This is a genomic window from Streptomyces coryli (genome assembly GCF_011044975.1).
Lineage (GTDB): Bacteria > Actinomycetota > Actinomycetes > Streptomycetales > Streptomycetaceae > Streptomyces > Streptomyces coryli.
Map to the genome: position 1 here is coordinate 25547 of NZ_JAAKZV010000025.1, position 19850 is coordinate 45396.

Annotated in this window: 17 protein-coding genes; 15 read left to right on the plus strand and 2 right to left on the minus strand. The window is 71.5% G+C overall.

Annotated elements, in window-relative coordinates; translation table 11 throughout:
* Window positions 1-8: 8 nt before the first annotated feature.
* Both G5C51_RS08825 and G5C51_RS08830 read left to right on the plus strand, forming a co-directional pair.
* Entirely contained in the window at window positions 9-695 is a 687-nt protein-coding gene (locus tag G5C51_RS08825; RefSeq protein WP_165234508.1) for a glycoside hydrolase family 75 protein, read from the plus strand.
* Between the two features lie 44 nt (window positions 696-739).
* On the plus strand, window positions 740-1273 hold the full coding sequence (locus tag G5C51_RS08830; RefSeq protein ID WP_165234511.1) for a GyrI-like domain-containing protein: 534 nt from the start codon (window positions 740-742) through the stop codon (window positions 1271-1273).
* Here the strand turns inward: G5C51_RS08830 and G5C51_RS08835 are convergent.
* Complete coding sequence (locus G5C51_RS08835) at window positions 1249-1581, minus strand: DUF427 domain-containing protein (protein WP_165234574.1); 333 nt, start codon at window positions 1579-1581, stop codon at window positions 1249-1251. The two genes, G5C51_RS08830 and G5C51_RS08835, sit on opposite strands and share 25 nt — an antisense overlap.
* Window positions 1582-1638: 57 nt before the next feature.
* On the opposite strand from G5C51_RS08835, the gene G5C51_RS08840 reads away from it, so the two are divergent.
* Both G5C51_RS08840 and G5C51_RS08845 read left to right on the plus strand, forming a co-directional pair.
* Complete coding sequence (locus G5C51_RS08840) at window positions 1639-2163, plus strand: LOG family protein (RefSeq protein WP_165234513.1); 525 nt, start codon at window positions 1639-1641, stop codon at window positions 2161-2163.
* A gap of 13 nt (window positions 2164-2176) precedes the next feature.
* Window positions 2177-2866 (plus strand): SDR family oxidoreductase, encoded by a 690-nt coding sequence (locus tag G5C51_RS08845; protein ID WP_165234517.1) that lies wholly within the window; start codon window positions 2177-2179, stop codon window positions 2864-2866.
* 3 nt (window positions 2867-2869) lie between these two features.
* Here G5C51_RS08845 and G5C51_RS08850 read toward each other — a convergent pair whose 3' ends face one another.
* A complete protein-coding gene (locus tag G5C51_RS08850) occupies window positions 2870-4096 on the minus strand; it encodes an outer membrane protein assembly factor BamB family protein (protein WP_165234520.1) in 1227 nt (408 codons plus the stop codon).
* A gap of 62 nt (window positions 4097-4158) precedes the next feature.
* On the opposite strand from G5C51_RS08850, the gene G5C51_RS08855 reads away from it, so the two are divergent.
* From G5C51_RS08855 to G5C51_RS08905, 11 genes are all read left to right on the plus strand, one after another.
* On the plus strand, window positions 4159-5181 hold the full coding sequence (locus G5C51_RS08855) for a uroporphyrinogen decarboxylase/cobalamine-independent methonine synthase family protein (protein ID WP_165234523.1): 1023 nt from the start codon (window positions 4159-4161) through the stop codon (window positions 5179-5181).
* Window positions 5182-5197: 16 nt separating this feature from the next.
* Window positions 5198-7438, plus strand: a complete 2241-nt coding sequence (gene ligA / locus G5C51_RS08860; RefSeq protein ID WP_240929494.1) for an NAD-dependent DNA ligase LigA — start codon at window positions 5198-5200, stop codon at window positions 7436-7438.
* A 130-nt stretch (window positions 7439-7568) separates the two neighbouring features.
* On the plus strand, window positions 7569-9740 hold the full coding sequence (locus tag G5C51_RS08865; protein WP_165234529.1) for a putative bifunctional diguanylate cyclase/phosphodiesterase: 2172 nt from the start codon (window positions 7569-7571) through the stop codon (window positions 9738-9740).
* A gap of 160 nt (window positions 9741-9900) precedes the next feature.
* On the plus strand, window positions 9901-10197 hold the full coding sequence (gene gatC / locus G5C51_RS08870) for an Asp-tRNA(Asn)/Glu-tRNA(Gln) amidotransferase subunit GatC (protein WP_165234532.1): 297 nt from the start codon (window positions 9901-9903) through the stop codon (window positions 10195-10197).
* 5 nt (window positions 10198-10202) lie between these two features.
* A complete protein-coding gene (gene gatA / locus G5C51_RS08875; protein WP_165234535.1) occupies window positions 10203-11696 on the plus strand; it encodes an Asp-tRNA(Asn)/Glu-tRNA(Gln) amidotransferase subunit GatA in 1494 nt (497 codons plus the stop codon).
* On the plus strand, window positions 11693-11935 hold the full coding sequence (locus G5C51_RS08880; RefSeq protein WP_165234538.1) for a hypothetical protein: 243 nt from the start codon (window positions 11693-11695) through the stop codon (window positions 11933-11935). Before gatA ends, G5C51_RS08880 begins: the two co-directional genes overlap by 4 nt.
* Before the next feature lie 11 nt (window positions 11936-11946).
* Window positions 11947-13443 (plus strand): Asp-tRNA(Asn)/Glu-tRNA(Gln) amidotransferase subunit GatB, encoded by a 1497-nt coding sequence (gatB, locus tag G5C51_RS08885; protein WP_165234541.1) that lies wholly within the window; start codon window positions 11947-11949, stop codon window positions 13441-13443.
* A gap of 184 nt (window positions 13444-13627) precedes the next feature.
* Window positions 13628-15817, plus strand: a complete 2190-nt coding sequence (locus G5C51_RS08890; RefSeq protein ID WP_165234544.1) for an MMPL family transporter — start codon at window positions 13628-13630, stop codon at window positions 15815-15817.
* A 35-nt stretch (window positions 15818-15852) separates the two neighbouring features.
* Window positions 15853-16422 (plus strand): hypothetical protein, encoded by a 570-nt coding sequence (locus tag G5C51_RS08895; RefSeq protein ID WP_165234547.1) that lies wholly within the window; start codon window positions 15853-15855, stop codon window positions 16420-16422.
* Between the two features lie 56 nt (window positions 16423-16478).
* Window positions 16479-19505, plus strand: a complete 3027-nt coding sequence (locus G5C51_RS08900; RefSeq protein WP_165234550.1) for a helix-turn-helix transcriptional regulator — start codon at window positions 16479-16481, stop codon at window positions 19503-19505.
* Window positions 19506-19687: 182 nt separating this feature from the next.
* Window positions 19688-19849, plus strand: coding sequence for a hypothetical protein (locus G5C51_RS08905; RefSeq protein WP_165234553.1), 162 nt, complete (start codon window positions 19688-19690; stop codon window positions 19847-19849).
* The last annotated feature ends 1 nt before the right edge of the window (window position 19850 follow it).

The following is a 19850-nucleotide window of genomic DNA, read 5'->3' on the forward strand; positions in this document are numbered from 1 at the left end:
GACCCCGCATGCGACGTCGCCGTCGCCCCATGGCGCTCGTGGCCGCCCTCGCGACCTTGCTGCTCCTGCCCGCCGCGGGCCACGCGACGACGCCCGCCGCGGCGGAGGGCTCGGTGCGGGCGGACGAGCTGCTGGCCGCGCTCCGCGGCTGCGACGCCCAGCTCTCCCGCGGTAAGTACCGCACCGACAGCGACGCTCGCGCCTCCGTACCGGTCTGCGGCCGGAAGGGCGCCGTCTACTGGCACGCCGACATGGACATCGACTGCGACGGCCAGCCCACCGAGCGGTGCAACAAGAAGACCGACCGCTGGTTCCAGCCGGAGACCGCCTTCCAGCAGTCCGACGGGCGGCATCTGAACTCGGCCGGGCTGCCGTTCATCGTCGTACCGCTGCCCAGCAAGATCTGGGACTACCGCGGCGCGGGCATCGGCGGTGGGACCATCGCCGCGGTGATCCACAAGGGCGAGGTCCAGTACGCGGTGGTCGGCGACCTCGGGCCGAAGAAGATCATCGGCGAGGCGTCGTACGCGAGCGCCGCCGGGCTTGGCGTCGACCCCGACCCGTCGTCGGGCGGGGTGGACTCGGGGGTGACGTACCTGCTCTTCCCGGGCTCGGCCGCGGAGCCGATCGAGGACCACGCGGCCGCGGTGGCGGCGGGGGAGGCGCTGGCGGAGAGGTTTCTGGCGGAGAACTGACCGGGGCGCGATGAATTCCCGGCGCGGGGCTGGTCTACCTGACCATGGACCCGTATCTCATCGCGGAACCGGTGGTCGTCGAGCGCGCCGCGCAGCCGTACGCCGGCACCGCCCGCAGCGTCACCATGGCGACCCTCCACCAGATCGCCGACCGCGTGCCCTGGCTCATCGGCCGGCTCGCGGAGCGCGGCATCGCGCCCGCGGGGCCGCCCTTCATCCGCTACAACGTCATCGACATGGACGACCTGCTCCAGGTGGAGGCCGGGGTGCCGGTGGCGAAGGCGGCGGCCGCGGACCTGCCGGAACGCGACGGGATCTTCGCCGGCGTGCTGCCGGGGGGCCGCTATCTGACGGCCGTCTGCGCGGGGAATCCGGAGGCTGACGTAACCCGCGAATTCCTGGACTGGGCCGGGACGCACGGGATGGAGTGGGATGTCCAGGCGACCCCGGCCGGCGCCCGGTGGGGCTGCCGGCTGGAGAGCTTTCTGACGAACCCGGCCGAGGAGCCGGAGCCGGAGAAGTGGCGGACGGAGCTGGCCTTCCGGCTGAGCGACTACTCCACGACCTCGGCGTCGTAGAAGCAGAAGTGGTCCTTGATGGCGGCCACTTCGGGCTTGGGATCGGGATACGCCCAGACGATGTCCGCCGCTCCGGCCGCCGACCAGTACGCCGCGTCGCCCTTGAAGGGACAGTGGGTCGTGGTGTCGGTCGGCGTCAGCAGCTCGGTGCGGACGTCCTCGGGCGGGAGGTAGTAGCGGGGCGGATAGCCGGTCTCGCGGAGCACGAGCGGGCGGCGGCTGTCGGCGAGGACCTGGCCGTCGCGGAGGACGCGGACGTGCTCGGTGCCGTACTCGACGGTGATGCGGTGTCCAGTGGTCATGCTCAGTAGAGCAACGGGATGGGGCGCCTTCTTCCCGTTATTGCCGCGCGTACCGTATGCATCATGAACATTTGCGTCTTCCTCTCCGCCGCCGACCTCTCCGAGACCTACACCGCCCCCGCCCGCGAGTTCGCCGAGCTGCTCGGCAAGCGCGGGCATTCGCTGGTGTGGGGCGGGTCGGACGTCGGGCTGATGAAGGTGGTCGCGGACGGCGTGCAGGAGGCGGGCGGGCGGCTGGTGGGCGTCTCGGTGACGTTCCTGTCCGACAAGGCGCGTACGGGCTGCGACGAGATGATCGTCGCCAAGGACCTCGCGGAGCGGAAGGCGGAGCTGCTGGCGCGCGCCGACGCGGTGGTCATCATGGTCGGCGGTACGGGCACGCTGGACGAGGCGACGGAGATCCTGGAGCTGAAGAAGCACGGCCTGCACACCAAGCCGGTGGTGCTGCTGAACACGGCGGGCTTCTACGACGGCCTGAAGGAGCAGTTCCAGCGGATGGAGACGGAGGGCTTCCTCCCGCTCCCGCTGGACAGTCTGGTCTTCTTCGCCGACGAGCCGGCGGCCGCGCTGGCGTACCTGGAGCAGTGAGAGGATCGGCCGTATGGCTACCCATCTGATCACCGGCGCCGGCTCCGGCATCGGCGCGGCAGTGACCCGGCACCTGCTCGACCGCGGAGACGAGCTGTGGCTGCTCGCCCGTAACGCGGGCCGGGCGAAGGAGCTCGCGGACCGCTTCCCCGGTGCGAAGACCCTGGTCGGCGACCTGGGCGAGCCGGAGCGGCTGTCGTGGGCCTTCGGCCACCAGGAGCTGCCGCAGCAGCTGGACTCACTGCTGCAGGTGGCGGGCGTGGTGGAACTGGGCCCGGTCGGCGACCTCACGCCGAAGGTGTGGGCGGAGACCCTGGCGGCGAACCTGAGCGGCCCGGCCGAGCTGACCCGCCTGCTGCTCCCACAGCTGCGCCAGGCGCGCGGGACGGTCATCTTCGTGAACTCCGGCGCGGGCCTGGCGGCACACGCCCAGTGGAGCGCGTACGCGGCGAGCAAGCACGGCCTGAAGGCCCTGGCGGACTCCCTCCGGGCAGAGGAGAAGCCGAACGGGGTGCGGGTCACGACGGTGTACCCGGGCCGCACGGCCACGCCGATGCAGGAGAAGGTCCACCGGCAGGAGGGCAAGGACTACGACGCCGAAAAGTGGATCGACCCGGAGTCGGTGGCGAAGACGATGCTGCTGGCGCTGGATCTGCCGCGGGATGCGGAGGTCACGGATCTTTCGGTGCGGCCGGGGGGTTGAGTTTTACTTGGTGGTGAGCAGCATGATCCGCTCGGTCGTCGCGCTGAACTGGCCGTCCCAGCGCAGCGCGACCAGGTCGTCCTGGGCTTGCCACGGGAGGATCTGGCCGCTGTTGCCGCTGTAGTCGCCGCTGGTGGGCTTGAGCACCGGCAGCCGCGTGGTGTGCAGCAGCCGGCCCGTGTCCGCGTTCAGTACGAGCAGTTCGGCCGGGCCCGGCTGTCCCTTGTCGCTGCGGGAGAGCGGCCGCTGCTGTACGACGTAGACCTTGCCGTCGGCCACCAGCGGCAGGCTGAGCCGCTTGCCGGGAGCCGGGCGCCGGGTCCAGCGAACCGGGTAGTCGCCGCGAGCTGCGCGGCCCTCCAGCACCTCGTCCTCATCCTTGCCGCTCTTGGCGTCCCGTACGGTCAGCAGGACGCCGTCGCTCGCTTCCGTCAGCCTGCTGTCGCCCGGAAAGCGGGCCTCGGGGTGGAGCACCGGGCGGGTGCGCGACAAGTCCGCACGTACCAGGCCGGCTTCCTCCCAGACCAGGGTGTCGGCATCGAGCTGCCGGGAGAGCAGGCTCTGGTCCTGGATGCGCCACCGCACGGCACCGGTCCGCCGGTCGAGGCCGAGCCGGCCGAAGCCGCCCTCGCAGTCATGGACCTTCAGCGTGTCCACCCCGGCCATCGCGTAGATGCCGTCGTCGTCCGGTTTGCACCCCTTCGGCAGGCGCGTGCGCCACAGCCGCTTGCCGGAGTCCTCGTCGTACGCGGCGACCTCGCGCCGCGTGATCGTGACCACCTGGCCGTCGAGGATGCGCACTATCGGGCTCGTGTCCGGTGCGTCCGCGTGCCAGCGCGGCTTGCCCGTGCGGATGTCGAGCCCGACCAGCACGCCGTCGTCCCACCACTGGGCCACCGTGCGCCGGTCGAAGTCCACGTCTCCGGCCGTCGTTTCCTCGCGGTCGTACCGCCAGAACTCCTTGCCCGTACGGACGTTGACCGTGCCCACACCCTTGCCGTCGGAGCTGACACTCAGCCCGCCCACGATGCCCGAGGTGTCATCGGGCAGCGTGCGCAGCACCCGTGCAGGGGCCTCGGGCGCCCCGCTGCCCAGGGCCCGGGGGAAGTCGCCGTGCGGCCCGCTGGTGTCCTCGTGATACCGGGTCACGTGCTCGTAGACGAGGAAGCCGGTGACCACCAGGGCCACCACGACGACCAGCGCCAGTGCCAACCGCAGCCGCTCGCGCATGTGCGCCCCGCCCTTTGTCCCCGTAGAAGATCACGGCAGCGTACCGCCGTACCCTTCGGAGGGTGAGCGAGACTGTGAAGTTTGCCTGGGGCCCCGCCGGTGCGACCGGGGTCGGATCGATGCCCGGTGGGGATGCGCGCGAGACGGCGCGGATGGTGACCGGGGAGGTCGGGGGGTTTCCGTTTCTGGCTGAGTTGCCTGCGCGGGGGCCCGGGGCCGACATGGTCGGGCGGAGTGCCGGGATGCTGGTCGATGTGTATGCGCACCTCGAGCCCAGCGGGTGGCGGATCAGCGATCGTCCCGGGCGCGACACCAAGCGGGCGCAGTCCTGGCTGCGCGAGGACCTCGACGCGCTGGAGGAGTTCACGCAGGGGTACGAGGGGCCGCTGAAGGTGCAGGCCACCGGGCCCTGGACGCTTGCCGCCGCGCTCGAGACGCGTAATGGGGAGGCCGCGCTGCGCGATCCCGGTGCCTGTCGCGATCTCGCCGGCTCCCTCGCCGAGGGGCTGCGGAATCATCTCGCCGACGTCCGCCGCCGCGTCCCCGGCGCCCAGGTCGTCCTCCAGCTCGACGAGCCGTCGATCACCGCCGTGCTCACCGGGCAGGTGAAGACCGCCAGCGGGTACCGGACCTATCGCGCCGTCGACCGCGCGATCGTCGAGTCCACCCTCCGCGACGTCCTCGCCGTCAACGGCGACGGCCCAACCGCCGTCCACTCCTGCGCCCCCGACGTCCCCATCGCGCTGCTCCGCCGCGCCGGCGCCGCCGCCGTCTCGCTGGACTTCGGGCTGCTCACCGAGCGTCAGGACGACGCCGTCGGGGAAGCCGTCGAGGACGGCATGGCACTCCTCGCGGGGGTCGTGCCGGGAAACGGCGCGGACACGGGCGCATTGTCAGACCCTGCCGGTAGCGTCGGGGGTGTCAGGACGTTGTGGCGCAGGCTGGGGCTCGATCCCGGCTCCCTCGCGGAGTCGGTGGTGATCACCCCGGCCTGCGGTCTCGCCGGGGCCTCGCCCGCGTATGCGCGGGCGGCGCTGGCCCACTGCGTCCGCGGGGCGAGGTCGCTGTCGAGTGACCCAGAGTGACTACGGGAGGCACTCCTTGAGTACGGAGCGTACGGACAGTGCGGCGCGCGAGCAGCACCGGAAGCTGGCCGAGCAGATCGAGGAGCACCGCTTCCGGTATTACGTGACGACGCCCGTCGTCAGCGATGCCGAGTTCGACAAGCTGCTGCGCGAGCTGGAGGCCATCGAGGAGAAGCACCCCGAGCTGCGGACGCCCGACTCGCCCACCCAGAAGGTCGCGGGGGCGTACGAGACGGAGTTCACCTCCGTCGAGCATCTGCAGCGGATGCTGTCGCTCGACAATGCCTTCACGGACGAGGAGCTCGACGCCTGGGCGGAGCGCGTCGAGAAGGACCTCGAGGGCATCCCGCACCACTTCCTCTGCGAGCTCAAGGTCGACGGCCTCGCCGTCAATCTCACGTACGAGAACGGGCGTCTGGTCCGCGGCGCCACCCGCGGCGACGGCCGCCAGGGCGAGGACATCACGCCCAATGTCCGTACGATCGAGGGCATTCCGCACCGCCTCAAGGGCAAGAACATCCCGGATGTCGTCGAGATCCGCGGCGAGGTCTACTTCACCCTCGAGGACTTCGAGAAGCTCAATGCCGACCTGGTCGAGGCCGGCAAGCCCGCCTTCGCCAACCCGCGCAATTCCGCGGCCGGCTCGCTGCGGCAGAAGGACCCGAAGGTGACCGCGACCCGCGCGCTGCACATGGTCGTGCACGGGATCGGGCACATCGAAGGCGTCCGCTTCGACCGGCTGTCGGAGGCCTACGAGCTGCTGAAGGAGTGGGGGCTGCCCACTTCCAAGTACGCGAAGGTCGTCGACGACATCCCTGCCGTCCGCGAGATCATCGCGTACTACGGCGAGCACCGGCACGACGTCGAGCACGAGATCGACGGCATCGTCGTCAAGCTCGACGAGATCCGGCTGCAGGGGCGGCTGGGGTCCACCTCGCGGGCGCCGCGGTGGGCGATCGCCTGGAAGTATCCGCCCGAGGAGGTCAACACCAAGCTGGTCGACATCCGGGTCGGCGTCGGGCGCACCGGGCGGGTGACGCCCTATGCCGTCGTCGAGCCGGTGCTGGTGGCGGGGAGCGAGGTCGAGTTCGCCACGCTGCACAACCAGGACGTGGTGAAGGAGAAGGGCGTCCTGATCGGGGACACCGTCGCGCTGCGGAAGGCCGGGGATGTGATCCCCGAGATCCTCGGTCCGGTGGCCGATCTGCGGGACGGCAGCGAGCGGGAGTTCGTGATGCCGGCCGAGTGCCCCGAGTGCGGCACCAAGCTGCGGCCGATGAAGGAGGGCGACGTCGACCTGCGCTGCCCCAATGCGCGGTCCTGCCCGGCGCAGTTGCGGGAGCGGCTGTTCTATCTGGCCGGGCGCAAGTGCCTGGACATCGAGAACTTCGGCTATGTCGCTGCCACCGCGCTCACCCAGCCGCTGGAGCCGTCCGAGCCGCCGCTGAAGGACGAGGGCGGGCTCTTCGACCTGGTCGAGGACGCCTTGCTGCCCATCAAGTCGTACGTCCTCGACCCGGACAGCGGGCTGCCCAAGCGCGACCCGAAGACCGGCGAGCCCAAGGTGGTCACCTTCTTCGCGAACCAGAAGGGCGAGGCGAAGAAGAACACCGGCCTGATGCTGAAGCACATCGAGGAGGCCAAGAGCCGGCCGCTCGACCGGGTCATCACCGGTCTGTCGATCCGCCATGTCGGGCCGGTGGCGGCGCAGGCGCTGGCGCGCGAGTTCCGTTCCCTCGACCGGATCATGGAGGCGAGCGAGGAGGAGCTGGCGGCGGCCGAGGGGGTCGGGCCTACCATCGCGGCGTCGCTGAAGGACTGGTTCGCCGTGGACTGGCACCGCGAGATCGTGGAGCGTTGGCGGGCCGCGGGCGTCACGATGGAGGCCGAATCGACCGGATCGGAAGGTCCGCGTCCGCTGGAAGGTCTCACCGTCGTCGTAACGGGAACACTTAATTCACATACGCGCGACGGCGCGAAGGAAGCTTTGCAGCACCTCGGCGCCAAGGTCACGGGATCGGTGTCCAAGAAGACCAGTTTCGTGGTCGTTGGCGAGAACCCGGGGTCGAAGCACGACAAGGCAGTCCAGCTGAAGGTTCCAGTGCTGGACGAGGCCGGTTTTGCCGTACTGCTGGAAGAGGGACCCGACGCCGCACGCCAGGCCGCGGCGACAGGTGAAGACGGTGCTGCCACATCCCCGGGGGCAAGCCCCCGGACGCCCGAGGACTCGGCCGGATCAGACACCGGCACCGAGTAAGACAGGAGTAGGACGAGAAGGAGTTATCGGGCGACCGAGGCCGATCGCCGCCCGTCCGGGCCCTCCGCGGCCTACTGTTGACTCCAGTGGTGTGCGCGCAGGCGCACACCTGCCGGTGAGAGGGACGGGGATGCCGCAGTCGCCCGGGGTACGCCCCCCGGACCCCCGCGCGGGGACCGAAGGCGCCGAACGGGCGTCCCGGCTGCGCGGATTCCTGCCCACCTCCGCCACCGTCACGACGCTGCTCCCGGTGCTGGTGCAGATCGCCGCGGGGTTGACCCTCGCCGCCGGACTCTACGGGGCGATCACCGGCGATCGCGCGCTGTTTCCCCGATCCACGGTCGGCTGGTCGCTCGCGGTGCTCACCGCGATCATCGTCGGGCATCTGGTGGCGATGGGCCGCGACCGGTGGTGGGGCGGCACGGGCTCCGGCTCTGCTCTCACCCTCGCGGTGCTGCTGCTCTACGGCTGGCTGCCCGCCATGTTCGTCAGTCTCGTGGTCGTGGTCCTGGTCGGAGCGGCGCGACGGCACCGGTGGCGGCAGGCGCTGCTGCACGGCGCCGTCGATGTGCTCGGAGTCGCCTGCGCGGCGCTCGCGCTGCGCGGCTTCGGGGTGCATCCGTCGGTCTCCGAGCCGTGGGAGCCGCAGACCTGGAATGCTTATGTGCTGCCCGAGTTGATCACGGTCGCCGCGGCGTATCTGCTGGTCACCCGGGTGGTGCTCTGGTACGGGACGGCGCCGCAGCACGCCGGGCTGCCGACCCGCAGCGCGCTGGCGCGGACGGCGCTGATCCGGCAGGGCCTCGTCGGCGTCGCGCTGCTGGGCATCTCGCCGCTGATCGTGGTGGTGGCGGTGCACATGCCGGTGCTGCTGCCGCTGTTCGCCGTGCCGCTGATCGCGCTCGACTCCACCCTGTGGATTGCCCGGGCGCGCGCCGAGGAGCAGCTGCAGGACCCGCTGACCGGGCTGCCGAACCGGCAGTGGCTGCTGGAGCGGACCTGGTCGGCGCTCGACGAGGCGGAGCGGACCGGGGAGCGGGCCGCGCTGGTGCTGATCGACCTGGACCGGTTCCGGGCCGTCAACGACACTTTGGGACACCTGGCCGGCGACCGGCTGCTGCTGCAGATCGCCGAGCGGCTGCGGCTGGCGCTGCCGCGCGGGGCGGAGGCCGCGCGGCTGGGCGGCGACGAGTTCGCGGTGCTGCTGCCGACCGTCGATTCGACGACGTCCGCGCAGCGAGTGGCGCGGACGCTGGTCGCCGCCCTGGGATCGCCGCTCGATCTGGACGGGCTGACGCTGGTGCTGGAGGCCAGCGCCGGGGTCGCGGTCTTCCCGGAGCACGCGCTCGAGACCGAGGGGCTGCTGCGGCGCGCGGACGTCGCGATGTACCAGGCCAAGCGGGACCGCAGCGGCGTCGAGGTCTACGAGGCCCGGCGGGACGGCAACACCCCGGACCGGCTGGGACTGCTCGGCGACCTGCGCCGGGCCCTGCAGTCGCACGAGGTGGAGCTGCACTACCAGCCGAAGGTCGGCTTCGACGGCGAGGTCGTCGGCCTCGAGGCGCTCGTCCGCTGGGAGCACCCCGAGCGCGGGCGGGTGAGCCCGGAGGAGTTCATCGCGATCGCCGAGACGTCGGGGCTGATGCCGCTGCTGACGGAGTACGTACTGGAGACGGCGCTGGAGCAGGTGGCGACCTGGCGGTCGGAAGGCCTGCGGGTGCCGGTCGCCGTCAACGTCTCTCCGCGTGACGTGCACACGCCTGGATTCGCGGGCGCGGTCGCCGCCCGGCTCGCGCGGCACGGTGTGCCGCCGGGGGCGCTGCAGCTGGAGATAACGGAACATGTGCTGCTGGAGGACCCGCAGCGAGCGGCGGACACCCTGGCCGGGCTGACCGGGCACGGGGTGAAGATGTCGCTGGACGACTTCGGTACGGGCTATTCGTCGCTGGTGCATCTGCGGCGGCTGCCGGTGTCGGAGCTCAAGATCGACCGCTCGTTCGTGGCCCGGCTCGCGATCGACAACGAGGACGCGGAGATCGTCCGCTGCACCGTCGACCTGGCGCATTCGCTGGGCCTCAGGGTCGTAGCCGAGGGCGTCGAGGACGACGAGACCTGGGAGCGGCTGCGCGACATGCGCTGCGACGCGGTGCAGGGCTGGCTGGTCGCCGCGGCGATGCCGCCGGAGGAGACGACGGCGTGGCTGCGGGCGCGGGGAGCGCGGGAAGCGCTCGAGCTGCCGGCGGGAGAGTCGGCGGAGGAGTCGGCGGAGACCGCCGAAGCGGAGGAGCGGGCGATCAAGTAAGGGCCGCCCTCGCCCACCGCGGGACGGCCGCCCCCCGCAGGACCACGGCCACCGCGGTCCACCGCCCACCCTCCCCGGCAGGGGAATCCGTTTCGAGGCATCCCTGCCGTGCCCATAGGATTGCCCTCAAACCGAAACCACCCCTGTGAGGATCCAGCACATGCCTGGCATCACCCGCGAGGAGGTCGCTCACCTCGCCAAGCTGGCGCGGCTTGAGCTCAGCGACGGAGAGCTCGACCATTTCGCCGGTCAGCTCGACGCGATCATCGGCGCCGTCGCGGCCGTCTCGGACGTCTCCGACGCTGACGTCCCGCCGACCTCCCACCCGCTGCCCCTGACGAACGTCATGCGCCCGGACGAGGTCCGCCCGTCCCTGACCCCCGAGCAGGCGCTCTCCGGCGCCCCGGCGCAGGAGCAGCAGCGCTTCAAGGTGCCGCAGATCCTGGGGGAGGAGTGACGGACATGACCGACATCATCAAGCTGACCGCGGCCGAGACCGCGGCGAAGATCGCGAACGGTGAGCTCACCGCCGTCGAGGTCACCGAGGCCCACCTGGCCCGGATCGAGGCCGTCGACGAGAAGGTGCACGCCTTCCTGCACGTGGACCGGGAGGGCGCGCTCGCCCAGGCCCGTAAGGTCGACGAGAAGCGCGCCGCGGGCGAGAAGCTCGGCCCGCTGGCCGGGGTGCCGCTCGCGCTCAAGGACATCTTCACCACCGAGGGTGTGCCCACCACGGTCGGCTCCAAGATCCTCGAGGGCTGGATCCCGCCGTACGACGCCACCGTCACCAAGCGGCTGAAGGCCGCCGACGTCGTCATCCTCGGCAAGACCAACATGGACGAGTTCGCCATGGGGTCCTCCACCGAGAACAGCGCCTACGGCCCGACCGGCAACCCCTGGGACCTCACCAGGATCCCCGGCGGCTCCGGCGGCGGCTCCTCCGCCGCCCTCGCCTCGCACATGGCCCCGCTCGCCATCGGCACCGACACCGGCGGCTCCATCCGCCAGCCCGCGGCCGTCACCGGCACGGTCGGCGTGAAGCCGACCTACGGCGGCGTCTCCCGGTACGGCATGGTCGCCTTCTCGTCCTCCCTCGACCAGGGCGGGCCCTGTGCCCGTACGGTCCTCGACGCCGCTCTGCTGCACGAGGTCATGGCCGGGCACGACGAGCTCGACTCCACCTCCATCGACGCCCCGGTGCCGCCGGTCGTCGAGGCCGCCCGCAACGGCTCGGTGGCGGGCCTGCGGATCGGCGTGGTGAAGGAGTTCCGCGGCGAGGGCTACCAGGCCGGCGTCATGCAGCGCTTCGACGAGTCCGTCGAGCTGCTGAAGGAGCTCGGCGCCGAGGTCGTCGAGGTGTCGTGCCCGTCCTTCACCAAGGCGCTCGCGGCGTACTACCTGATCGCCCCGTCCGAGTGCTCGTCCAACCTCGCCCGCTTCGACGGCCTGCGCTACGGCCTGCGTACCGGCGACGACGGCAGCCACTCCGCCGAGGAGGTCACGAGCCTGACCCGCGAGGCCGGCTTCGGCCCCGAGGTGAAGCGGCGCATCATGCTCGGCACGTACGCGCTCAGCTCCGGCTACTACGACGCGTACTACGGCTCCGCGCAGAAGGTGCGGACGCTCATCACGAAGGACTTCGAGAAGGCCTTCGAGGACGTCGACGTGCTCATCTCGCCCACCACGCCGACCACCGCCTTCCCGATCGGCGAGCGTGCCGACGACCCGATGGCGATGTACCTCGCCGACCTGTGCACCATCCCGTCGAACCTGGCGGGCAACGCCGCGATGTCGCTGCCCTGCGGCCTCGCCCCCGAGGACGGCCTGCCGGTCGGCCTGCAGATCATCGCTCCGGCGATGAAGGACGAGCGCCTGTACACGGTGGGCGCAGCCGTCGAGGCCGCCTTCGCCGCCCGCTGGGGACACCCGCTGCTTGAGGAGGCACCCGCGCTATGAGTAAGCCCGGCAAGTCGCTTGCCAAGGTCAAGAAGTCCAGGGCAGGCACGTATCTCTCGATCGGCACCACGCTGTTCGGTGCGGTCAGCGTCGCCAAGCAGATGAAGCAGGCGCGCTTCGAGGACGACAAGCTGCGGATGCTGGACGCGCTGGTCTCCGGCGCGGCCATTGCCACCGGTGTGGCCATAATGCTCCGCGAGCTGCGCCGTAAGAACGACGACGACATCCTGGCCGGCTGAGGGACGAGAGCGTGACTGTTACGTACGAGGACGCCCTCGCGTCCTACGAGCCGGTCATGGGCCTCGAGGTCCATGTCGAGCTCGGCACGAAGACCAAGATGTTCTGCGGCTGCTCCACCGAGCTCAAGCAGGACCCGAACAGCCAGACCTGCCCGACCTGTCTGGGGCTGCCCGGTGCGCTGCCGGTGGTCAACGCCATCGGCGTCGAGTCGGCCATCAAGATCGGTCTTGCGCTGAACTGCGACATCGCCGAGTGGTGCCGCTTCGCCCGGAAGAACTACTTCTATCCGGACATGCCGAAGAACTTCCAGACCTCGCAGTACGACGAGCCGATCGCCTTCAACGGCTATCTGGACGTCCAGCTCGAGGACGGCGAGGTCTTCCGGGTCGAGATCGAGCGCGCCCACATGGAGGAGGACACCGGTAAGTCGCTGCACGTCGGCGGCGCCACCGGCCGTATCCACGGCGCCTCGCACTCGCTGCTCGACTACAACCGGGCCGGGATCCCGCTGATCGAGATCGTCACCAAGCCGATCACCGGCGCGGGCGAGCGGGCGCCGGAGGTGGCGAAGGCGTACGTCGCCGAGCTGCGCGAGCTGATCAAGGCGCTGGACGTGTCCGAGGCGCGCATGGAGCAGGGCCAGATGCGCTGCGACGTGAACCTGTCGCTGATGAAGCCCGGCGCGGAGAAGTTCGGCACCCGGAGCGAGACGAAGAACGTCAACTCGCTGCGTAGCGTGGAGCGGGCCGTACGGTCCGAGATCTCCCGCCACGCCGAGGTGCTCAACGGCGGCGGAACGATCATCCAGGAGACCCGGCACTTCCACGAGGACACGGGGTCCACGACCTCGGGCCGGGTGAAGGAGGAGGCGGAGGACTACCGCTACTTCCCCGAGCCGGACCTGGTGCCCGTCGCTCCCTCGCGCGAGTGGGTGGAGCAGCTGCGGGCCGGGCTGCCCGAGCTGCCGCGGCTGCGCCGCAACCGGCTGCGCGAGGAGTGGGGCATCACGCAGCACGACATGCAGTCGGTGCTCAACGCCGGCGCCATCGGGCCGATCGTCGCCACGATCGACGCCGGCGCGGATGCCGCCGCCGCCCGTAAGTGGTGGATGGGCGAGCTGGCGCGGCATGCGAACGAGACCGGCGTCGAGCTGGGCGAGCTGCCCGTCACGCCCGAGCAGGTCGCGCGCGTGGCCGCCCTGGTGCAGGAGGGCTCGCTCAACGACAAGCTGGCCCGGCAGGTCCTCGAAGGCGTGCTGAAGGGCGAGGGCACGCCGGACGAGGTCGTCGAGGCCCGCGGGCTGAAGATCGTCAAGGACGAGGGCGCGCTGGGGGCGGCGGTCGAGGAGGCCATCGCCGGCAACCCGGATATCGCCAAGAAGGTCCGGGACGGCAAGATCCAGGCCGCCGGCGCTCTGGTCGGTGCGGTCATGAAGGCCACCCGTGGCCAGGCCGACGCGGGCCGGGCGCGGGAGATGATCCTGGAGAAGCTCGGCGTCGAGGGCTGAGCTGCAGCACTGCCCGTACGAGGGCGGCACACCCGTTTACGGACGGGCGTGCCGCCCTCGTTCTGTGAGTACGGACACGAAACAGGCAATGGATCTCTTTCAAGTGGAATAGTGCAAAAGAACTTTGGGAGCTCGTTGGGGGCTGTTCCCTGATACATCCGGAATGTTTACAGGGAGCAGTTTCTTGTCGGTGATAGCCCGCTGGTGCCTGCGGCGCCGTCTTCTCGTCGTCGTGCTCTGGCTCGTGGTGCTCGCCGGTACCTCGGCCGCGGCCCTCGTCGCCGGGTCCGCGTACTCCAATGACTACGACGTCCCCGGCACCGAGTCCGGCCGGGCGCAGGCGCTCGTCGCCGAGGCCTTCCCGGGCGGCGACGGGGACGTCGACACCGTCGTGTGGCACCGCGCCGACGGGGACGTCAGCGGCGGGGACACCGAGCAACGGATGACCGAGACGCTGCGGGAGATCGCCGGACTGCCGGGCGTGGCCGGGGTGGACGGTCCGTACGACGAGCGGGGCGCCGACCGGATCAGCGCGGACGGACACACCGCGTACGCCACCGTCACCTACGACAACCCCGTGCAGGACGTCGCCAAGGGCGACATCGCCGAGGTCGTCGACACCGCGAGGGCCACGGCGGGCGACGGGCTCGAGGTGCAGGTCGGCGGGCCCGGGGCCGCCAAGCTGCAGGCGCCCGAGGTGCACTACACCGAGGCCGTCGGGGTCGTGGTCGCCGCCATAGTGCTCTTCCTCGCCTTCGGATCGCTGGCCGCCATGGCGCTGCCGATCGCCACCGCGCTGGTCAGCGTCGGCACCGCCTACGCCGGGATCGGGCTGCTCGGGCATGTCATGACCGTCGCCGACTTCGCGCCGATGCTGGGCATGCTGGTGGGGCTCGGAGTCGGGATCGACTACGCGCTCTTCATCGTCACCCGGCACCGGCGCGGGCTGCGCGAGGGGCTGCCGGTCGGGGAGGCCGCCGAGCGGGCCGTGGCCACGTCCGGGCGGGCGGTGGTGTTCGCGGGTGTGACCGTGTGTATCGCGCTGCTCGGCATGCTCGTGCTGCGGCTCAGCTTCCTCAACGGGGTCGCCATCGCCGCCTCTCTGACCGTGATGCTGACGGTGCTCGCCTCCGTCACGCTGCTGCCCGCTCTGCTCGGCGTCATCGGCATGAAGGCGCTCAGCCGCCGCGAGCGCCGCGCCCTCGTTGAGCACGGCCCGCGGCCGACGCTGCCGCACGGGCTCGCCGCCCGCTGGGCCGGCTTCGTCGAACGGCGGCCGAAGCTGCTCGGCGCGCTCGCCGCCGGCTTCATGGTGCTCCTCGCCCTGCCGATCTTCGCCCTCCACCTGGGCACCTCCGACCAGGGCAACCACCCGGCGTCCTCGACCACCCGGCAGGCGTACGACCTCCTCGCCGACGGCTTCGGGCCGGGCTTCAACGGCCCGCTCACGCTGGTCGCCGAGACCGAGAGCGCCGGCGACCGGCTGGCCTTCGAGAAGCTCCCCGAAGAGCTGCGCGACGTGCCGGGCGTCGCGGGCGTCGACGCCTCCGCGCTCGGCGACGGGAAGGGCGACACGAGCGTCATCACCGTCGTACCGGAGACGTCGCCGCAGTCGCAGGAGACCTCCGAGCTGGTGGACCGGCTGCGCGCCGAGGTGCTGCCCGCCGCCGAGGCCGGGACGTCGCTGGATGTGTACGTGGGCGGGATCACCGCCTCGTACGACGACTTCGCCGAGGTGATCGTCGGGAAGCTGCCGCTGTTCGCCGGGGTCGTGATCGGGCTCGGCTGCCTGCTGCTTCTGGTGGCCTTCCGGTCCATCGGGATACCGCTGAAGGCCGCGGCCATGAACATCGTCGCCGTCGCCGCCTCCTTCGGCGTCGTGGTCGCCGTCTTCCAGTGGGGCTGGGGGAGCGAGGCGCTGGGGCTCGGCGGGGCCGGGCCGATAGAGCCGTTCCTGCCGGTGGTGATGATCTCGGTGCTCTTCGGGCTCTCCATGGACTACCAGGTCTTCCTGGTCAGCCGGATGTACGAGGAGTGGCTCGCCACCCGCGACAACCGGCGGGCGGTGCGGATCGGACTCGCCGAGACCAGTCGGGTCATCAATTCGGCGGCGATCATCATGATCGCGGTGTTCGGGGCCTTCGTGCTGGGCGGCGACCGGATCATCGCGATGTTCGGGATCGGGCTCGCGGTGGCGGTCGCGCTGGACGCGTTTGTGCTGCGCACGCTGCTGGTGCCGGCGCTGATGCATCTGCTGGGCGGGGCGAACTGGTGGCTGCCGGGGTGGCTGGAGAAGCGGCTGCCGCGGATCGGGATCGAGGGGCCGCTGCCGGTCGCGGAGCCGGAGCCGGTGCCCGTACCGGAGCCGCATTAAGTTCGCTCTCATAAAGCACCCCTACGGTGCCCGGCATGAGTGCAACGACCAAGACCGACGACCAGACCGAGAACAAGACCACCGAGGCGGAGCTGGAGGAGTCCGAGGAAAAGGCGGAAGCTGCTGAGGCCGCCGATGACGAGGTGGAGGACGACGACGTCGTCGAGGACCTCGCACCCCCCGCCAAGCCCCGTACCGGCGTCGCCGCCGGCGCCGCTTCGATCGCCGGAGCCGGGCTCGGTCTCCTCTCCCTCACCGGGACCTGGATGGCGGACACCATGGCCGCCCGCAAGGAGCTGATCGGCCAGATCAAGACCTCCGCCCAGGGCCAGTCCGGCGGCAACCCCGCCGACCAGATCGCCGACGTCTACGCCACCCCGTGGCACACCACCGCCCTCTTCAACGGCACCTTCGCCCTGGTCGCCGTCCTCGTCTCCGCCTTCGTGCTGCTGCGCCCGGTCATCGCCGGTGGCCGCGAGCAGCCCGTCACCTGGGTGCGTTCCGTCGCCGTCGCGGGCCTGGTCCTCGGCGTCCTCGGGCTGATCATCGCGGGCGGGATGTACTTCGACCTCTTCGCCTCGGTGCCGTCCGTGCCTTCCTCCTAGCCCGGGCCGCTCTGCCCGGAGAAAAACTCACTCCCGCGTTGTCGGACCCCTGTGCGATGCTCTGCAGCGTGGAGAGCCGTTCGATCAGCCCGGTCTTCGTCGGCCGCGCGGAAGAGTCCAGCACGCTGCTCGCCGCGCTCGCCCGCGCCGCGACCGGCGAGCCGCAGGTGCTCGTGGTCGGCGGCGAGGCGGGCGTGGGCAAGACGCGGCTGCTGGAGGAGTTCCTGGCCGCGGCCTGCGAGCAGGACGCCACGGTCGCCGTGGGCGGCTGCCTCGAGCTGGGCGCGGAGGGGCTCCCGTTCGCGCCGTTCGCCACCGCGCTGCGGACGCTCCACCGCAAGCTCGGCGATGAGATGACGGCCGCCGCGGCCGGCCGGGAGGCCGAGCTGGCGCGGCTGCTGCCGGAGCTCGGCAGCGCGGGCCGGGATGTGCACGACCAGGAGGGCCGGGCGCGGCTCTTCGAGCTGACCGTCCGGCTGCTGGAGCGGCTGGCGGGGGAGCGCACCATCGTGCTGGCCCTGGAGGACCTGCACTGGGCCGACCGCTCCACCCGTGAGCTGCTCGGCTATCTGGTGCGCTCGGTGCAGAGCGCCCGCCTCGTCGTGCTCGCCACGTACCGCTCCGACGACGTCCACCGCCGCCATCCGCTGCGCCCCTTCCTCGCCGAGCTCGACCGGCTGCGCAGCGTGCAGCGCATCGAGCTGCCCCGGCTCGTGGAGGACGAGGTGCGCGCCCAGCTCGCCGGCATCCGCGGCGTGCCGGAGCCGGACCACGGGCTGGTGCAGGAGATCTTCGAGCGGTCCGAGGGCAATCCGTTCTTCGTCGAGGAGCTGGCGCTCTCCGGCGGCGACGGCCGGCTCAGCGAATCGCTGCGCGACCTGCTGCTGGTACGGATCGAGGAGCTGCCCGAGACCGCCCAGCGGGTGGTGCGGGTGGCCGCCCGTACCACCACGGTCGAACACACCCTGCTCGCCGCCGTCTCCGGCCTCGGTGAGGACGAGCTGATCGAGGGCCTGCGGGCCGCCGTCGGCGCCAATGTCCTGGTCCCCGCCGCCCCCGACGAGGACGGCGACGGCTATCGCTTCCGGCACGCCCTGCTCCGCGAGGCCGTCATCGACGACCTGCTGCCCGGCGAGCGCACCCGGCTGAGCCGCAGATACGCCGAGGCGCTGGAGGCCGACCCAGGGCTGGTCCGGCCCGAGGAGCGGGTCACCCGCCTCGCCAGCTACTGGTACTACGCCCGCGATGCCGCCAAGGCGCTGCCCGCCGTCGTCCAGGCGATCGAGGAGACCCGCGAGCGGCATGCGTACGCCGAGGAGCTGAAGCTGCTGGAGCGGGCGATGGAGCTGTGGGACGAGGTGGACGAGGCCACCCGGCTCGCGCTGCCGCACATGGGCAGCCTGGAGTCCTATCCGCCGTGCGGCTGCGGGCCGGAGAAGTCGCACCCCGAATTCCTCGACCTGCTCGCCGAGGCCGCCGCGGCCGCGCGGGTGGACGGGATGCGCGAGCAGGGCCTGAGTTTCGTGAAGAAGGCGCTGAAGCTCATCGACCCGGCCAAGGACCCCAAGCGGGCGGCCTGGTTCTGGATGGAGCGCTCCCGGCTGACCGCCGGCTCCGGGCGCGGCAACGGCTGGGCCGAGCTGGCCGAGGCGCTGAAGCTGGTCGAGGACCAGCCGCCGTCCCCGGTCCAGGCCGATGTGCTGTCCAACGCGGCGAACTGGCTGGTGCTGCACGGCTGGGACGACCGCACGGTCGAGATGACCGAGCGCGCGGTGGAGGTGGCCCGCGAAGTGGGCGCCCTCGAGGTGGAGTTGAACGCCCGGGTCACGCTCGCCACCATGCGGGCCGAGCGCAATGAGGAGGACGGCTGGCTCGCCGAGCTCTTCGAGACCCGCGAGCAGGCCGGCCGGATCGGGGCGCCGCGGCTGCTCATGCGGATCCACGCCTCGGTCACCGACCAGCTGGAGAAGTACGGCCGCTCGGCGGAGGCCGTGGAAGCCGGCCGCGAGGGCATCGACGAGCTGCGCCGCCGCGGTCTGTACGACGCCGCCGCCTTCCTCGCCGGCAATGTCGCCGAGTCCCTGATCACCCTGGGGCAGTGGCCGCAGGCCGACGAGGTGATCCAGGAGTGGAGCCGGTATGCCGGCGGCTCCCGGGCCCGCGCCGCCATGGTGAAGAACGCGGCCACCCTGGCGCTGCTCCGGGGGCAGCACGAGGAGTCCCGGCGGCTGCTCACCACGGCCCGCGCCCACATGGGCAAGAACGACGGCGAGCCGCAGTACGAACTCCCGCTGATCTTCAGCGAGATCGCCTGCGCCGCCGCCCATGGCGAGACCGCCGAGGCGGCGGCGATGCTGCGCCGCGGCTTCGAGATGCTGCCGCTGCCCGGTCAGGCGCCTTACGTGGCGCAATTCCTGCTCGCCGGGGCCGAGTTCCTGGCGGACGCGGCCGGGCTGCCGGGCGTAGCCGCGCAGGAGCATGCCGCGCTGCTCGACCGGCTGGCCAAGGAAGCCGACCGGCTCACCCAGAAGCAGGTGCGCCGCCCGGCGATGGTGCTGCACATCCAGGCCGAGCTGGCCCGCGCCCGGGGCGCGGACGACCCCGCCCTGTGGGCGCGCACGGCGGCCGGGCTGGAGCCGTACGCCTTCGCGTACCAGCGGGCGCGGGTGCGGCACCGCTGGGCCGCCGCCCTGCTCGCGGCGGGCGGGGACGGTGCCCGCGACCAGGCCGCCGAGCTGCTGACCGCCGCCCACAGCGCGGCCGAGGACCTGACCGCAGAGCCGCTCCGCGCGGAGATCGAGCGGCTGGCGGGCCGGGCCCGTATCGCGCTGGGCGGGGACGGGGGCGAGACGCCCGCGGACGCCGTGGAGAGCCTGGGACTGACCGCCCGCGAGCAGGACGTGCTGCGCCTGGTGGCCGCCGGCCGCTCCAACCGGCAGATAGCCGAGGAGCTCTTCATCTCCCCGAAGACCGCCAGCGTCCATGTCTCCAACATGATGGCCAAGCTCGGCGTCGCAGGCCGCGGCGAGGCCGCCGCGGTGGCCCACAAGCTCCGCCTCTTCGAGCGGGCCGAGCCGGTCTAGGCCCCTCCTAAGGCCCCCGCGCCCAGGGGTCTTAGACGTATCCACCCCTCCTCAGGCCCGTATCTAAGGCACCCGCGGCCCAGAGATGGGGAGGTCTCCCGATGTGGCGCACCCCCCTTGGAGAAGAAGCTGTAGGCACAGCGAAAGACGCTGGCACACAAACCCTCCAGGGGAGACACACCATGTTTGAGTACGAGCTTCACGAAGCCCGCGCCACCGAGCTCCACCGCCAGGCCGCCGAGCGGCGCCTCGCCCGCGAGGCCGCCAAGGCGGACAAGAAGGCACGCAAGAGCGGCCGCGTACACGGCCGCTCGCATGGTCGCCAGTGGGTGAAGGCCGCGTGAC

Excerpts from the sequence above, each read along its gene's own strand:
- G5C51_RS08825 (WP_165234508.1), top strand. The coding sequence starts at position 9 with ATGCGACGTCGCCGTCGCCCCATGGCGCTCGTGGCCGCCCTCGCGACC.
- G5C51_RS08830 (WP_165234511.1), top strand. The coding sequence starts at position 740 with ATGGACCCGTATCTCATCGCGGAACCGGTGGTCGTCGAGCGCGCCGCG.
- G5C51_RS08840 (WP_165234513.1), top strand. The coding sequence starts at position 1,639 with ATGAACATTTGCGTCTTCCTCTCCGCCGCCGACCTCTCCGAGACCTAC.
- G5C51_RS08845 (WP_165234517.1), top strand. The coding sequence starts at position 2,177 with ATGGCTACCCATCTGATCACCGGCGCCGGCTCCGGCATCGGCGCGGCA.
- G5C51_RS08850 (WP_165234520.1), bottom strand. The coding sequence starts at position 4,096 with ATGCGCGAGCGGCTGCGGTTGGCACTGGCGCTGGTCGTCGTGGTGGCC.
- G5C51_RS08865 (WP_165234529.1), top strand. The coding sequence starts at position 7,569 with ATGCCGCAGTCGCCCGGGGTACGCCCCCCGGACCCCCGCGCGGGGACC.
- gatC (WP_165234532.1), top strand. The coding sequence starts at position 9,901 with ATGCCTGGCATCACCCGCGAGGAGGTCGCTCACCTCGCCAAGCTGGCG.
- gatA (WP_165234535.1), top strand. The coding sequence starts at position 10,203 with ATGACCGACATCATCAAGCTGACCGCGGCCGAGACCGCGGCGAAGATC.
- G5C51_RS08880 (WP_165234538.1), top strand. The coding sequence starts at position 11,693 with ATGAGTAAGCCCGGCAAGTCGCTTGCCAAGGTCAAGAAGTCCAGGGCA.
- G5C51_RS08895 (WP_165234547.1), top strand. The coding sequence starts at position 15,853 with ATGAGTGCAACGACCAAGACCGACGACCAGACCGAGAACAAGACCACC.
- G5C51_RS08900 (WP_165234550.1), top strand. The coding sequence starts at position 16,479 with ATGCTCTGCAGCGTGGAGAGCCGTTCGATCAGCCCGGTCTTCGTCGGC.
- G5C51_RS08905 (WP_165234553.1), top strand. The coding sequence starts at position 19,688 with ATGTTTGAGTACGAGCTTCACGAAGCCCGCGCCACCGAGCTCCACCGC.